Source organism: Gordonia alkanivorans NBRC 16433 (genome assembly GCF_000225505.1).
GTDB lineage: Bacteria > Actinomycetota > Actinomycetes > Mycobacteriales > Mycobacteriaceae > Gordonia > Gordonia alkanivorans.
Genome location: NZ_BACI01000002.1, coordinates 1 through 13,180 on the forward strand (window position 1 = coordinate 1; position 13,180 = coordinate 13,180).

Annotated in this window: 14 protein-coding genes; 12 read left to right on the forward strand and 2 right to left on the reverse strand. The window is 66.8% G+C overall.

Annotated elements, in window-relative coordinates:
- Positions 1-409 precede the first annotated feature (409 nt).
- The 12 genes from GOALK_RS00010 (at position 410) to GOALK_RS00065 (ending at position 12,296) form a co-directional block, all read left to right on the forward strand.
- Positions 410-1,468 carry a hypothetical protein gene (locus GOALK_RS00010; RefSeq protein WP_232283126.1) on the forward strand — a complete coding sequence of 353 codons (1,059 nt, stop codon included), beginning with the start codon at positions 410-412 and terminating at the stop codon, positions 1,466-1,468.
- Between the two features lie 310 nt (positions 1,469-1,778).
- Positions 1,779-2,315, forward strand: a complete 537-nt coding sequence (locus GOALK_RS00015; RefSeq protein WP_231498879.1) for a hypothetical protein — start codon at positions 1,779-1,781, stop codon at positions 2,313-2,315.
- 146 nt (positions 2,316-2,461) lie between these two features.
- Complete coding sequence (locus GOALK_RS00020; RefSeq protein WP_040003882.1) at positions 2,462-3,550, forward strand: PhoH family protein; 1,089 nt, start codon at positions 2,462-2,464, stop codon at positions 3,548-3,550.
- Positions 3,547-4,128 (forward strand): rRNA maturation RNase YbeY, encoded by a 582-nt coding sequence (ybeY, locus tag GOALK_RS00025; RefSeq protein ID WP_006356722.1) that lies wholly within the window; start codon positions 3,547-3,549, stop codon positions 4,126-4,128. Before GOALK_RS00020 ends, ybeY begins: the two co-directional genes overlap by 4 nt.
- Before the next feature lie 2 nt (positions 4,129-4,130).
- The gene (locus tag GOALK_RS00030) at positions 4,131-5,558 is read left to right on the forward strand and encodes a hemolysin family protein (RefSeq protein ID WP_006356723.1); all 1,428 of its coding nucleotides are present in this window, start codon (positions 4,131-4,133) and stop codon (positions 5,556-5,558) included.
- Complete coding sequence (locus GOALK_RS00035) at positions 5,555-5,899, forward strand: cytidine deaminase-like protein (protein ID WP_006356724.1); 345 nt, start codon at positions 5,555-5,557, stop codon at positions 5,897-5,899. Before GOALK_RS00030 ends, GOALK_RS00035 begins: the two co-directional genes overlap by 4 nt.
- Positions 5,892-6,815: a GTPase Era gene (era, locus tag GOALK_RS00040; protein WP_006356725.1), complete on the forward strand. Its 924-nt coding sequence runs from the start codon at positions 5,892-5,894 to the stop codon at positions 6,813-6,815. Before GOALK_RS00035 ends, era begins: the two co-directional genes overlap by 8 nt.
- Before the next feature lie 56 nt (positions 6,816-6,871).
- A complete protein-coding gene (locus GOALK_RS00045) occupies positions 6,872-8,278 on the forward strand; it encodes a YhgE/Pip domain-containing protein (protein WP_006356726.1) in 1,407 nt (468 codons plus the stop codon).
- Positions 8,279-8,328: 50 nt separating this feature from the next.
- Complete coding sequence (locus tag GOALK_RS00050; RefSeq protein ID WP_006356727.1) at positions 8,329-10,185, forward strand: pyruvate kinase; 1,857 nt, start codon at positions 8,329-8,331, stop codon at positions 10,183-10,185.
- A gap of 95 nt (positions 10,186-10,280) precedes the next feature.
- On the forward strand, positions 10,281-11,096 hold the full coding sequence (recO, locus tag GOALK_RS00055; protein ID WP_035751313.1) for a DNA repair protein RecO: 816 nt from the start codon (positions 10,281-10,283) through the stop codon (positions 11,094-11,096).
- On the forward strand, positions 11,077-11,898 hold the full coding sequence (locus tag GOALK_RS00060; protein WP_006356729.1) for an isoprenyl transferase: 822 nt from the start codon (positions 11,077-11,079) through the stop codon (positions 11,896-11,898). Before recO ends, GOALK_RS00060 begins: the two co-directional genes overlap by 20 nt.
- Positions 11,895-12,296, forward strand: coding sequence for a hypothetical protein (locus tag GOALK_RS00065; protein WP_006356730.1), 402 nt, complete (start codon positions 11,895-11,897; stop codon positions 12,294-12,296). The genes GOALK_RS00060 and GOALK_RS00065 overlap by 4 nt, the downstream gene beginning before the upstream one ends.
- A gap of 31 nt (positions 12,297-12,327) precedes the next feature.
- Here the strand turns inward: GOALK_RS00065 and GOALK_RS00070 are convergent, their stop codons facing one another.
- Together GOALK_RS00070 and GOALK_RS00075 are read right to left on the reverse strand one after the other, a co-directional pair.
- Positions 12,328-12,759 carry a Fur family transcriptional regulator gene (locus tag GOALK_RS00070; RefSeq protein WP_005199285.1) on the reverse strand — a complete coding sequence of 144 codons (432 nt, stop codon included), beginning with the start codon at positions 12,757-12,759 and terminating at the stop codon, positions 12,328-12,330.
- Positions 12,756-13,127, reverse strand: a complete 372-nt coding sequence (locus GOALK_RS00075; protein WP_006356731.1) for an ArsR/SmtB family transcription factor — start codon at positions 13,125-13,127, stop codon at positions 12,756-12,758. Before GOALK_RS00075 ends, GOALK_RS00070 begins: the two co-directional genes overlap by 4 nt.
- Positions 13,128-13,180 lie beyond the last annotated feature (53 nt).

A 13,180-nucleotide genomic window follows, 5' to 3' on the forward strand; every position in this document is an offset into this window, starting at 1 on the left:
TCGTCGGCGCTGTCTCCCAGAGCTTCGACGAGTTGGCGGGTGCAGCCAGGGGAGCTGCGGGCAATTACGAGATGACAGATGATGATCTGAAGTCCAAGATCGATGCCTCCTTCAAACCATGATCCCTTCGCGCGCCCGATTGACGGGTTGGAATTTCGGGCCCATCACGGCTGCTGCGGACACGGTGAGAACCAGGGGTGCCGCCATCGAGAAGGCCGGTCGCGACATCGAAAGCTCGTGCGAGGCGCTACCAGCCGTCCGCGCCTGGGACGGCCCGGGCCACGCCGCAGCGACAGCTGCGTTCGGGCGTGCACGAGGCCAAACGGGAGAGATCGGGAAGCTGGCTGACCGTCTCGTCGATTCCTTGACTCAGGGGTATTGGACGTTGACCTCTGCTGAGGACAAGCTCATGGGCAAGGTTGCCGAGGTCGAGGGCAGCAAACTTTTCCTGGTTCATGACCATTGGGCCATCACACTTCGTCCGATGCCGATGACTCGCGTACGTGCAAAGGAACTCTTCGCGGAAAGGGACAATCTGCAGGAGCAGTTGAACCCTCTGGTGACGGCGATGGGTCAGGCGGATGATTCGGTGTCCGAAAGTCTGCAGAGTGCCGCTCACAGTGCGGGTTTCGAGATGCGATCATCTTCGATACCTCAGGTGGCCCCCTGGCTCATGGAGCCTGAAGACGACGTTCCTGACCCGGCTACGCTACCCGGGAAGCTTTATCAGCGTTCCGTATCCGAAGCAGATGCATCGGTGACGGTGGCCGAGACAACCACGGGTGTGGATTCGGACGGCCAAGAATTCACGACGCTGATCATGCAAGACGGAAGCCGAGTGGTCAGGACCGAAATCGGTCAGTCCCGCGGGGTGCTTTGGACGGAGGAACGGTACGACCCGAGAGGAGAACTCGTGTGGAGTACCAGTGCGACGGATTGGCTCAATGGCCGGACCATGGTGTCGACAAGGTATGCCGACAAAACGTTGGTCTCGGTGCTCTACGGCGAAGACGGACGGGCCATCAGTGGTGAGGTCCTGGCGAACGGAGTATCCGAGGAAGCGCAACCGCTGGATAGTAGTTTCTTTTCACACCCGGCGTTGACAACAGTTGGCGGAGTCTTGGCAGGGGCCGACGAACATAGCGACAACGCGCTAAAGAAGGAGCTCCCTACTCTGTCGAAGAACCAGTTCCAGAACATCAAAGCGGGTGCGAAGTTCGGGGGCTATGGCTTAGGAGTCGGCCTCGCGCTCTATGACGTGGCGACTGTGGACGAACCAGATCAGAAGTGCCAGGCGGCGATCTCGGGGTTGGCTAGCGCCGTCGGTGGCACTGCGCTAGGAGCTGCGGGCGGCATGGTGCCCATCCCCGTCGTCGATGTAGCGGCGGCTGGACTCGGCACTGTCGCAGGGTCTTGGTTGTTCGGATTTCTTGGCTCGGAATTGGGAAGGGCTGTCTGTTATGACTGATGATCAGGCCGTGCCGGAATGGGACAGGATTCGCAGACAAACCCGATGGACATGCGTCGCCCTGATCATCTTTGGAGCTCTCGGACTTTTCTGGCTGTGGCACCTGACGAGATCGCTGGCTGACGGTCGCTATTCGGACGCAGCGTTCTATATTTGCGCGTCTGCTACTTGCGCAGCAGTGCTCTGTGCGTCAGGGCTCGTGCTGAAGAACCGTGCTCGGTCCACCGCAGCTCCAGGGGCGGCTGATTCGATACCGGGCGGGATCAGGTTCGCGACATCGCGTCGACTTCGGATGGCGTATCGAGGGTCTTTGACGCTGATCGCGGTTTCGTCCGGCCTGTTCGCTGTCGGTATGTGGCTGGGGCAGTTCGATTTTCCGATGAGCCCGGGGCAAGCGCTGATCTTCCCCTGGGTCACAGCCGCGATTGCCGCCTACTCCGTGATTGCCCTCGCCTGGTTCGCGATGGGACTGCTGCGATATCCGTGCATCGAGGTTTCGACTGCCGGTTTGGACGTCACTGGGTTTCGGTTGAAGCAAACGGTCAAGTGGGACGATGTTGCGGACATCGTTCCGCGTGCGGACGGCAAGAACCCGGAGATCGACATCTTCCTGAAGGATCGGGCACGGGCCGGCGTGGAGATCTTCTACCGGGGCCCTTTTTCTCCTGGGTATATGCAAGCTCAGCGATCCGTTCGAGTCACCGCAGATCTCTTCGCCGTCGGAGCCGTGCCAATCCTCGACTTCATCGACTACTACGCCTTCAACCCCGAGGCTCGCGCAGAGCTGGTCGATGGTCGGGCCCTGCGCCGGTTGGCGTCGATGGGCCAACCGGCAGTCGAGGGCTGAGACGGTCAGGAAATATTGCCTGCTGATCGGCCGTTGCATAGCGATACACTGACCACACAACTGCGCGTTTCCTTCAGTGAATCCTCACTGCGAAGTGACGGACGCCCGCAGGCCACAACCGCAGACCACCAGGAGTGATTTCATACGTGAGTGACGACAACCCCGACCCGAGCGGGCAATCCAGCCGAACGCAGCCGCGCCGGTCTGGGGTCACATCCACCGTCGAAGTCTCTCCCGGAGTGGTGTTCGGGCTGCTCGGCGCCAGTGACGTCAACCTTCGGACGCTCGAGCAGCTGCTTCCCGCCGACATCCACGTGCGCGGCAACCAGGTGACGTTGACCGGCGAGCCCGCCGATGTCGCCGCCTCCGAACGCGTCATCGCCGAACTCACCGACCTCGTCGGACGTGGCACCCCGCTGACCCCGGACCTCGTCCGGCACAGCGTGTCGATGCTCTCCGACGGCGGCCAGGAATCGCCCGCCGAGGTGCTGTCGCTGGACATCCTCTCGCGCCGCGGCAAGACGATCCGGCCCAAGACGCTGAACCAGAAACACTACGTCGACGCCATCGACGACAACACCATCGTGTTCGGGCTGGGTCCGGCCGGCACCGGCAAGACCTATCTCGCGATGGCCAAGGCCGTGCAGGCCCTGCAGTCGAAGTCGGTCAACCGCATCATCCTCACCCGCCCGGCCGTCGAGGCCGGCGAACGCCTGGGCTTCCTGCCGGGCACGCTGAGCGAGAAGATCGACCCGTATCTGCGTCCGTTGTACGACGCCCTGCACGACATGATGGACCCCGAGGCGATCCCGAAGCTGATGGCAGCCGGGGTCATCGAGGTGGCTCCGCTGGCCTACATGCGCGGCCGCACGCTCAACGACGCCTTCATCATCCTCGACGAGGCGCAGAACACGACGAGCGAGCAGATGAAGATGTTCCTGACGCGCCTGGGCTTCGGCTCCAAGGTGGTCGTCACCGGTGACGTGACCCAGGTCGACCTCCCGGGCGGTGCGAAGAGCGGCCTGATGGCGGCGACCGCGATCCTCGAGGGCATCGACGACATCCACTTCTCCCGGCTCACCAGCCAGGACGTCGTCCGGCACCGCCTGGTCGCCGACATCGTCGACGCCTACGGTCGCGCGGAGGAGAATCAGCGCACCGGTGCACGCATCGACGCCGCGATCGGCGGCAACCGCGCGGCGCGTCGTGCGGCTTCTCAGGGGCGTCGCTCATGAGCATCGAACTGGCCAACGAGTCCGGGGTCGAGGTCCCGGCCGAGCTGATCATCGACGCCGCGCGGTTCGCGGTGAACGCGATGGACGTGAACCCCGGCGCGCTGCTGTCGGTCCTCTGCGTCGACGAGGACACCATGGCCGACATGCACGTGCAGTGGATGGATCTTCCCGGACCCACCGATGTGATGAGCTTCCCGATGGACGAGCTCGTCCCGGGCGGCCGTCCCGACGCCACCGATCTCGGTCCGGCGATCCTCGGCGACATCGTGCTGTGTCCCGAGTTCGCCCGGAAGCAGGCTCGCGAAGCGCGGCGCTCCTTCGAGCACGAACTCGCGATGCTCACCATCCACGGCGTGCTCCATCTCCTCGGCTACGACCACGCCGAGCCCGAGGAAGAGCGCGAGATGTTCGGGCTGCAGAACGAGATCCTCGACGCCTTCTACGCCGACCGGCACCGGCGCGCGCAGGATCAGCGCCAGACCGACCGTGATTCGCGGCTGCTGTCCAACATCGGATTCACCGGAACCGAAGCGGGGTCCGGGGACGCGGGGACGACCGGACGGTCCGAGGAGGACTGAGCGTGCCCTCCGACTATTGGTTCATCGTGGCCGCAGTCGTACTGATCGGGCTCGGCGGTTTGTTCGCCGCAGTCGACACCGCGGTCTCGACTGTCTCCAACGCCCGCGTCGACGACATGGTCCGGGAAGGTCGGGCCGGCGCACGCCGCCTCGCGATCATCCTCGACTCCCGCGCCACCTACCTCGGGCTCGTGGTCCTGCTGCGAGTGGCCTGCGAGGCCGCGGCCGCCGCACTGATCGCCGTGGCGGCGACCCGATGGCTCGGCGTCGGTTGGGGTCTCGTCGTGGCGATCACCGCCATGACGGTCATCTCCTATGTCGCCATGGGCGTCGGGCCGCGCACCCTCGGCCGCCAGCACGCGTACACGATCGCGCTGTCGACGTCGTACCTGTTGTCGGCGCTGGGCATCCTGCTGAAGCCGGTGACCCGCCTGCTGATCCTCATCGGTAACGCCCTGACCCCGGGCCGCGGCTTCCGAAACGGCCCGTTCGCCACCGAGATCGAGCTGCGCGAGGTCGTCGACCTCGCCGAGGCGCGGGGTGTGGTGGCCGCCGACGAGCGCCGGATGATCCACTCGGTCTTCGATCTCGGCGACACCAGCGCACGCGAGGTCATGGTGCCGCGGCCGGAGATGGTCTGGATCGAGGCCGACAAGAACGTCCTGCAGGCCACCAATCTCGCGACACGGTCGGGGCATTCGCGTATCCCGGTCATCGGCGAGAACACCGACGACGTGCTGGGGATCGTCTACCTCAAGGACATGGTCCAGCGGACGGTCGCCACGCGGACCGACCCGACCACGCTGCGCGTCTCCGACATCATGCGCGACGCGGAGTTCATCCCGGATTCCAAGCCGCTCGACAAGGTTCTCGCCGACATGCAGCTCACGCGCAACCACATGGCGATCCTCGTCGACGAGTACGGCGGCATCGCCGGGCTGGTGACGATCGAGGACGTCCTCGAGGAGATCGTCGGCGAGATCACCGACGAATACGACACCGACGAACTCGCACCCGTCGAGGATCTCGGCGACGGATCGTACCGTGTGTCGGCGCGCCTTCCTGTCGAGGATCTCGGCGAGCTGTTCGACGTCGAGATCGAGGAGGAAGAGGTCGAGACGGTCGGCGGACTCGTCGCGCTCGAACTCGGCCGGGTCCCGCTGCCCGGGGCCCGGGTCAAGTCACACGGCCTGCAGCTCGTGGCCGAGGGCGGTCCCAATCGCAAGGGACGCCAACGCATCATCACGGTCCTCGTCACGCGCGTCCCCGGGTCCGGTGCCGACGGCCAGGATTCGCAGCGCCACGAATCCTCCGGTGGTCGAGGGCATTCCGGCCGGCAGGGTCGCCATGACCGCACCGCGGCCCGCGAACACGAGGACGAGGCCCACCGCAACAACCACGAGCAACCGACAGCAAGGATGAATCAGTGACCGAGACCCTCGCCGACGAGGATCAGAAGCTCGTGGTGCTCGCACGCGGAGCACTCGCGCGTGCCGAGGCGCGTTCCGGAGCAGCCGTTCGTGACGGCGACGGTCGCACCTATGCGGGCGCCGAGGTCCGCACCAAGACCCTCACGCTCAGCGGCCTGCAGGTCGCGGTCGCCTCGGCGATCTCGAGTGGGGCCACCGCCTTCGAAGCGGCGGTGCTCGTCAACGGCGACTCCGACGATCCCGGTCTCGCGACCCTGCACGAACTGAGCCCGCAGGCCTACACGTACGTCACCGATGCCGCCGGCCGGCCGCAGCAGCGACTCGGCGGCGCCGATGTCTGAGTCCGCCCCCGAGTTCCGTTCCGGCTTCGTCTGTTTCGTCGGCCGCCCCAACACCGGCAAGTCGACGCTCACCAACGCGTTGGTGGGGGAGAAGATCGCGATCACCTCCAACCGGCCGCAGACCACACGCCACACCATCCGCGGCATCGTCAACCGGCCCGACGCGCAGCTCATCCTCGTCGACACCCCGGGACTGCACCGGCCGCGCACCCTGCTCGGCAAGCGGCTCAACGAGCTGGTCCGCGACACGTACTCCGAGGTCGACGTGATCGGCGTCTGCATCCCGGCCGACGAGGCGATCGGCCCCGGCGACCGCTGGATCATCTCGCAGGTCCGCGAGATGGCTCCGCGCACCACGCTTCTCGGCGTCGTCACCAAGATCGACCGGGTCGGCCCCGAACAGGTCGCCAAACAGCTCATGGCGCTCTCCGAACTCCTCGGCCCCGACGCCGAGGTGGTGCCCGTGTCGGCCAAGTCGGGCAAGCAACTCGACGTCCTGAGCGACCTGCTCGTCAGCCTCATGGAAGAGGGCCCGGCGTTCTATCCCGACGGTGAGCTCACCGACGAACCCGAGCAGGTCCTCATGGCCGAGTTCATCCGCGAGGCCGCGCTCGAGGGCGTCCACGACGAGCTGCCGCATTCGCTCGCCGTGGTGATCGAGGAGGTCATCGACCGCGAGGACCGGCGACCGGACCAGCCGCCGATGGTCGACGTCCACGCGGTGCTCTTCGTCGAGCGGGACAGCCAGAAGGGCATCATCATCGGGCGCAAGGGAGCGCGCCTGAAAGAGGTCGGTACAGTTGCGCGCGCACAGATCGAGCGGTTGCTGGGGACCAAGGTCTACCTGGATCTGCACGTGAAGGTCGCGAAGGACTGGCAACGCGACCCCAAGCAGCTCCGCCGACTGGGCTTCTAGACGAGAAGATTGACGGCACCGTCCTCGCGGACAAGGGCCGCGGGGGAGGTACGTCGATGGGAACGCACGAGTCGCAGGAGACCTCCGACACAGGTCGCGGAGCGCACGAGGCGCCGGAGGTCGAGGAACCGACCGGACGGACCATCGCCGGGGTGCTCGGATCGCCCCGGTTCTGGCTCGCTCCGCTGATCCTCGTCGCGGTGCTGTTCTCGCTCATGGCCGCGCTGTACATGTCGGCCGTCGTCGACCCGCAGCGCCACCTCCACGACTTCCCGATCGCCCTCGTCAACGAGGACTCCGGCGGCGAGGTGACCGGCGCCGACGGCAAGGCCACCGAGCAGAACTTCGGCGATCAGGTCGCCGACGGCATCATCTCCTCGGCCGCCGACAACGGCATCGTCGTCCGGCGCACCGATCGGTCGACCGCTCTCGGCGAACTGAACAGCGGCAAGGTGTACGGCGTCGTCATCATCGGTTCGAACTTCACCAATCGTGCAGTCGCGCTGGGACGTTCGACGGTGCTCCCGGCGCAGCCGACGCGCCCCGCCATCGACATCTTCATCAACCGCGGGTCCGGCGCCTTCGCGTCGTCGATCACCACGACGTTCGCCGAGCAGGTGACCACGCGGGTCAACGCCGAGGTCGGGCAGCAGCTGACCGCGCAGGTGCGCGAGCAGCTCGACCGCAACGACGTCACGTTCACCGGTGCCGCTCAGCTCGCGCTGGCGAGTCCGGTCTCGGTCTCGGTGTCGGAGCCGACGCCGCTGCCGCAGGGCGCCGGAAACGGATTGTCGGCGTTCTACCTCACGCTGCTCCTGGTGCTGGCCGGCTTCACCGGCGCGATGATGGTGAGCATCGTCGTCGACGGCATGCTCGGTCAGACGCCCATCGAGTACGGCCCGTTCTACCAACTCCGCGAACGTCTCGCGATCAGCCGCTGGGCGACGCTCGCCGCCAAGTGGACCATCATGTTCCTCGTCTCGGTGGTGCTCTCGACCCTGTTCATCGCGGTGGGCTCGTGGGTGGGTACGTCACTGCCGAACGCCTTCGTGCTGTGGCTGATCTCGATCCTCGCGATCTTCGCGGTCGGGGTGAGCGCGAGCGCGATGATGGCCGTGTTCGGCAACGCCGGCCTGCTGTTCAACCTCGTGTTCTTCGTCGTGTTCGGCCTGCCGTCGTCGGGCGGAACACTGCCGCTCGAGGCGAGTCCGCGGTTCTTCGAGTGGATCGCGGCGATCGAGCCGATGCACGTCATCTACCTCGGCGTTCGGTCGGTCCTGTACTTCGACGCCGACCTGTCCGCCGGGCTCGCGCGGTCGGTCGTCCAGTGCTTCATCGGCCTGCTCCTCGGCGTGCTGCTGGGTCTGCTCGGCACCAAGTACTACGACCGCAAGGGTTGGCACCGCTACCCGGGTGGCATGACGCTCCCGCCGAAGCTCGACAAGATCGTCAACGCGGGCTGACCGGGTTCTACGCCCCGCCCCCTTGCGCGGAAACCTGGCACGGTGGATGCATGGGTACGTCGGTGGAGATGTCGATCGCGGAGATGTCGGCCGCTTTGCACGACCTGCGGGACGAGCTCGACCGTGCGGAGGAGCTCGCGGGGCCGCTGATCTCCGCGGTGGCCGAACAGCATCGGCAGAGCGCGCGCAACCTCGTGCACTACGTCACGGTGCGACGGCGGGATCTGCGTCCGCTGCAGTCGTCGATGGCCGCCCACGGGTTGTCGAGTCTCGGCCGGATGGAATCGATCGTCTACTCCTGGATCGAGACGGTCATCGAGACCGTCGACGCCCTCGCCGCAGGCAGACGTAGACACCCGATCTGGGGTGATCTCTCCGACGGGGTACGGGTTCTCGGCGCCAACCGCGACCAGTTGTTGGGCAGCGTGCACCCGGGTGGGGCCGACGACGTGACCGCCGACCGGCCCGGCGACGAGCACGGTAGACGAGCCAGCCGGGTGATGGTCACGATGCCGACCCAGGCCGCCGACGACCCGGATCTGGTGCGACGCATGGGCGAGGCCGGGATGGATGTGGCACGGGTGAACTGCGCCCACGACGGACCCGCCGGATGGGCGCGGATGATCGAGTCGGTGCGCGGACTCCCCGGGCGCGTGCGTGTCGCGATGGATCTGGCCGGGCCCAAACTCCGCACCGGACCGCTCGAGCCGGGACCGAAGGTCGTGAAGGTGAAACCCGTCCGAGCCGACGACGGGACCGTCGAACGCCGATCACGGGTGCGGATGAGTACGACCCCGCCCGATCCCGATCACGCCCTGCCCGACGGCATCGACGCGATCATCCCGGTCGACGACCTCGGCGCGGTGTGCCAGGGCGACCGACTCCGGCTTCGCGACGCACGCGGTCGCCGTCGACGCCTGGACGTCGTCGCGGTGTCCGAGGCCGGGATCGACGGCGAATGCGATCGCACCGTCTACTACCGGACCGGGGCGTCGATCACGGGAAAACGGCTCCGCGGAAAGGCTCTCGTCGTCGGGGATTTGCCGGAGAAGCGCCAGCATCTGCTGATCCGCACCGGCGACGAGATCCGACTCCAGCGTGACCTCGCGCCCTCACCCGCGACCAGAGTCGGACCACATCGGATCGGATGCGAACTCGGGAACGCCTTCGACGATGTCGAACCGGGGCACCGAGTGCTGTTCGACGACGGGAAGATCGCCGGACGCGTGCGCGAGAGGTTCGACGACGAGATCGTCGTCGACATCGAACGCGCCGGCCCGAAGGGCACCAAACTGCGAGCCGAGAAGGGCGTCAACCTCCCGGACACCACTCTCCACATCCCCGCGCTGACACCGGAGGACCGCGCAGCTCTCGAGTTCGTGGCGACGCACGCGGACATGGTCAACTTCTCGTTCGTCCGGTCGCCGGAGGATGTCGCCGACCTCATCGCCGAACTCGAGCGCCTCGACGCCCGGAACGTCGGGATCGTGCTCAAGGTCGAGACCCGCGCCGCGTTCGAATCGCTGCCGCAGATGCTCTTCGAGGCGATGCGATGGGATGCGGTCGGCGTGATGATCGCGCGAGGGGACCTCGCCGTGGAGGTCGGGTTCGGCCGGCTGGCCGAGGTGCAGGAGGAGATCCTGTGGCTCTGCGAGGCCGCGCACATTCCGGTCATCTGGGCCACGCAGGTTCTCGACGGCCTGGCGAAGAAGGGTGTTCCGTCTCGTGCTGAGGTCACCGACGCCGCGATGAGCCGCCGTGCCGAGGGGGTCATGTTGAACAAAGGTCCGTACATCGTCGAGGCCATCGAGGCGCTCACCTCGATCCTCGACCGGATGGGCGGCCACGTCGAGAAGAAACGGTCGCTGCTGCGTCCGCTCACCTCGTTCGACATCAGCCCGCGCTGACCCACTGCTGCTCGAGTAGACCCGAGCTTGCGAAGGGCGTATCGGAAGGGCATGTCGGGGTCGGCGGTGTCGGTGGACGGTGGGACAATCGGCGGGTGAGGTTCTACCGGGATGAGGCCGTCGTGCTCCGCCAGCACAAGCTGGGCGAAGCCGACCGCATCATCACCCTGCTGACCGCGGAGCACGGGCTCGTGCGCGCGGTCGCCAAGGGGGTGCGCCGGACACGGTCGAAGTTCGGCGCCCGTCTCGAACCCTTCGCCCACATCGACGTGCATCTGTACCCGGGTCGCAGCCTCGACGTCGTCACCCAGGTGCACAGCCTGCACGCCCTCACCGACGCGATCGTCGCCGATTACGGGCGCTACACGACGGCCTGCGCGGTCCTCGAGACCGCCGAGCGGCTGGCGGGTGAGGAACGCGCACCCACCCGCCAGCTGCACCGCCTCACGGTGGGTGCGTTGCAGGCGCTGGCCGAGGACCGTCGGCCGCGGGAACTGATCCTCGACGCCTACCTGCTGCGCGCCATGTACAGCGCCGGCTGGATGCCCGCGCTGGAGGAATGTGCGCGCTGCGCCAACCCCGGTCCGCACCGGGCCTTCCACGTCGCCGCCGGCGGGGCGGTGTGCCTGCACTGCCGGCCACCCGGCTCGGCCACCCCGTCGCCCGGCGTGCTCGACCTCATGGACGCGCTGTTCCGCGGTCAGTGGGAACACGTGGAGGAATCGTCGAACTCCCTGCGCCGCCAGGCCAGCGGCCTCACCGCCGCGCATCTGCAATGGCATCTCGAACGTCAGCTTCGAACCCTGCCGCTCATCGAACGCACGGCGCCTCATAGGCTGATGGAAACGGGTGTCGAACCAGTGGTGGACGACGGGGTGAGGAGAGTCGACGATGGCGTTGCGGCCGGGTAGTTCGTCGAAGGGACGCAAGCCGACGAGCCCACGTACGGAGGTTCGTGCCCCGGATCCCCATCCCAGCGGTGCTCGGCCCCCGGCCATTCCCGCCCAGTTCGTGCCCAAACACGTGGCTCTGGTGATGGACGGCAACGGGCGCTGGGCCACCGACCGCGGACTGCCGCGAACCGAAGGACACAAGCGCGGTGAGGCCGTCCTGATGGACACCGTCTGCGGCTGCATCGAATTGGGCGTCGGATGGCTGTCGGCCTACGCCTTCTCGACCGAGAACTGGTCGCGCAGCCCCGAAGAGGTGCGTTTTCTGATGGGCTTCAACCGCGACGTCATCCGCCGGCGCCGCGACGAGATGCACGAGATGGGCGTTCGTGTCCGCTGGGCGGGTCGCCGACCCCGACTGTGGCGCAGCGTCATCCGCGAACTCGAGATCGCCGAGGAACTGACCAAGGACAACACCGTGATGACGCTGACGATGTGCGTCAACTACGGTGGCCGCGCCGAGATCGCCGACGCCGCCCGTGAGATCGCCCGTCGCGCCGCACGTGGCGAGATCGATCCCGAGCGCATCACCGAGTCGACCTTCGCGCGTTACCTCGACGAGCCCGACATGCCCGACGTCGACCTGTTCCTGCGTCCGTCGGGTGAACAGCGCATCTCGAACTTCCTGCTGTGGCAGTCGGCCTACGCCGAGATGGTCTACCAGGAGAAGCTGTTCCCCGACTTCGACCGCCGCGACCTGTGGGACGCGTGCCTCGAGTACGCCTCCCGCGACCGTCGCTTCGGTGGGGTGAACCCGTCGTGACCGATGCCGCCGCACTGCTCGAACGTACCGCCGTCATCGTGGCCGAGCTCGGTCCCGTCGACCGACCCGACGCGGAATCGGTTGTGGTGCAGGTCGGTCCGACGCGTGCATCGATCCGGGTGCTGACGCTGTCGGACGGCCTCGACGTCCTCGCCGTGACCCAGATGGTGGCCATGGACCTGCCCAACACCCCGACCCTGCGCGACGACGTGGAGGCCTTCGGCGCTCAGTTGAGCTTCGGGAGTCTGCGTCGGTCCGATCCGGCCGGTGTCACGACAGACGTGTTGCAGTACTACACATTTCCAGCGGGCCGACTCGACGACCTGCCGCTGCTGACGGTCCTGCACATCGTACTCGCCGCCGGGGTCGACGCCGCCGAGCGACTGGTGGCGACGTAGCACTTCCGGACTGAGGTCGCTCCACGCTGCGTCAGTTGCGCTGGCACCCTTGGCAGTTCGCGCACAGGCCGAAGACCTCGACCGTGTGATTGATGTCGGTGAAGCCGTGTTCGGCGGCGATGGTCGCGGCCCACTTCTCGACCGGGTCGGCCTGCACCTCGACGGTGGTTCCGCAGTTGCGGCACACCAGGTGATGGTGGTGTCCCGACGAGCAGTGGCGGTACCGGGTTTCGCCGGACCCGTCCCACAGGACGTCGATCTGACCGGCCTGGCTCAGGGCCTGCAGGTTGCGATACACGGTGGTCAGGCCGATGGACTCGCCTCGGCCCTTGAGGATCTCGTGGAGTTCCTGGGCCGAGCAGAAGTCGTCGGTGCCGGCGAGGGCGTCGGCGATGGCCGCGCGCTGGCGCGTCGAACGGACTCCGGTGACCGGCTGCGGGCCGGATGCCTCGACGCCGGTCATTCGGACACCACCGACGGGCCGCGGTTGGTCTCGTTCGCGTGGACCAGTGCGTCGACGACGATGTGGGCGACGTGGTCGTCGAGCAGTTCGTAGGTGATCTCGCGACCGTTGCGATGGCCGCGGACGACGCCGGCGTCCTTGAGGACGCGAAGGTGCTGGCTGACGAGCGGCTGGCTCAGACCGAGGTGGCCGACGAGTTCGTGCACACACTGGACGCGCTCACGCAGAGAGAGCACGATCGCGACGCGGGTGGGGGAGGCGAGAGCCCGCAACAGATCGGCGGCGGCTTCCCGTGCGGCGGCGTCGGAGTCGTCGGCCGGTCCGGACGCGCCGAACTGCCCGGATCCCTTGATGGGTTCAGCCGACATGTCACTCCTCCCGGAACGCTCGCGTCACAGCACTGCCGCCATTCTAACGGAAA

Excerpts from the sequence above, each read along its gene's own strand:
- GOALK_RS00010 (WP_232283126.1), top strand. The coding sequence starts at position 410 with ATGGGCAAGGTTGCCGAGGTCGAGGGCAGCAAACTTTTCCTGGTTCAT.
- ybeY (WP_006356722.1), top strand. The coding sequence starts at position 3,547 with ATGAGCATCGAACTGGCCAACGAGTCCGGGGTCGAGGTCCCGGCCGAG.
- era (WP_006356725.1), top strand. The coding sequence starts at position 5,892 with ATGTCTGAGTCCGCCCCCGAGTTCCGTTCCGGCTTCGTCTGTTTCGTC.
- GOALK_RS00045 (WP_006356726.1), top strand. The coding sequence starts at position 6,872 with ATGGGAACGCACGAGTCGCAGGAGACCTCCGACACAGGTCGCGGAGCG.
- GOALK_RS00050 (WP_006356727.1), top strand. The coding sequence starts at position 8,329 with ATGGGTACGTCGGTGGAGATGTCGATCGCGGAGATGTCGGCCGCTTTG.
- GOALK_RS00060 (WP_006356729.1), top strand. The coding sequence starts at position 11,077 with ATGGCGTTGCGGCCGGGTAGTTCGTCGAAGGGACGCAAGCCGACGAGC.
- GOALK_RS00070 (WP_005199285.1), bottom strand. The coding sequence starts at position 12,759 with ATGACCGGCGTCGAGGCATCCGGCCCGCAGCCGGTCACCGGAGTCCGT.
- GOALK_RS00075 (WP_006356731.1), bottom strand. The coding sequence starts at position 13,127 with ATGTCGGCTGAACCCATCAAGGGATCCGGGCAGTTCGGCGCGTCCGGA.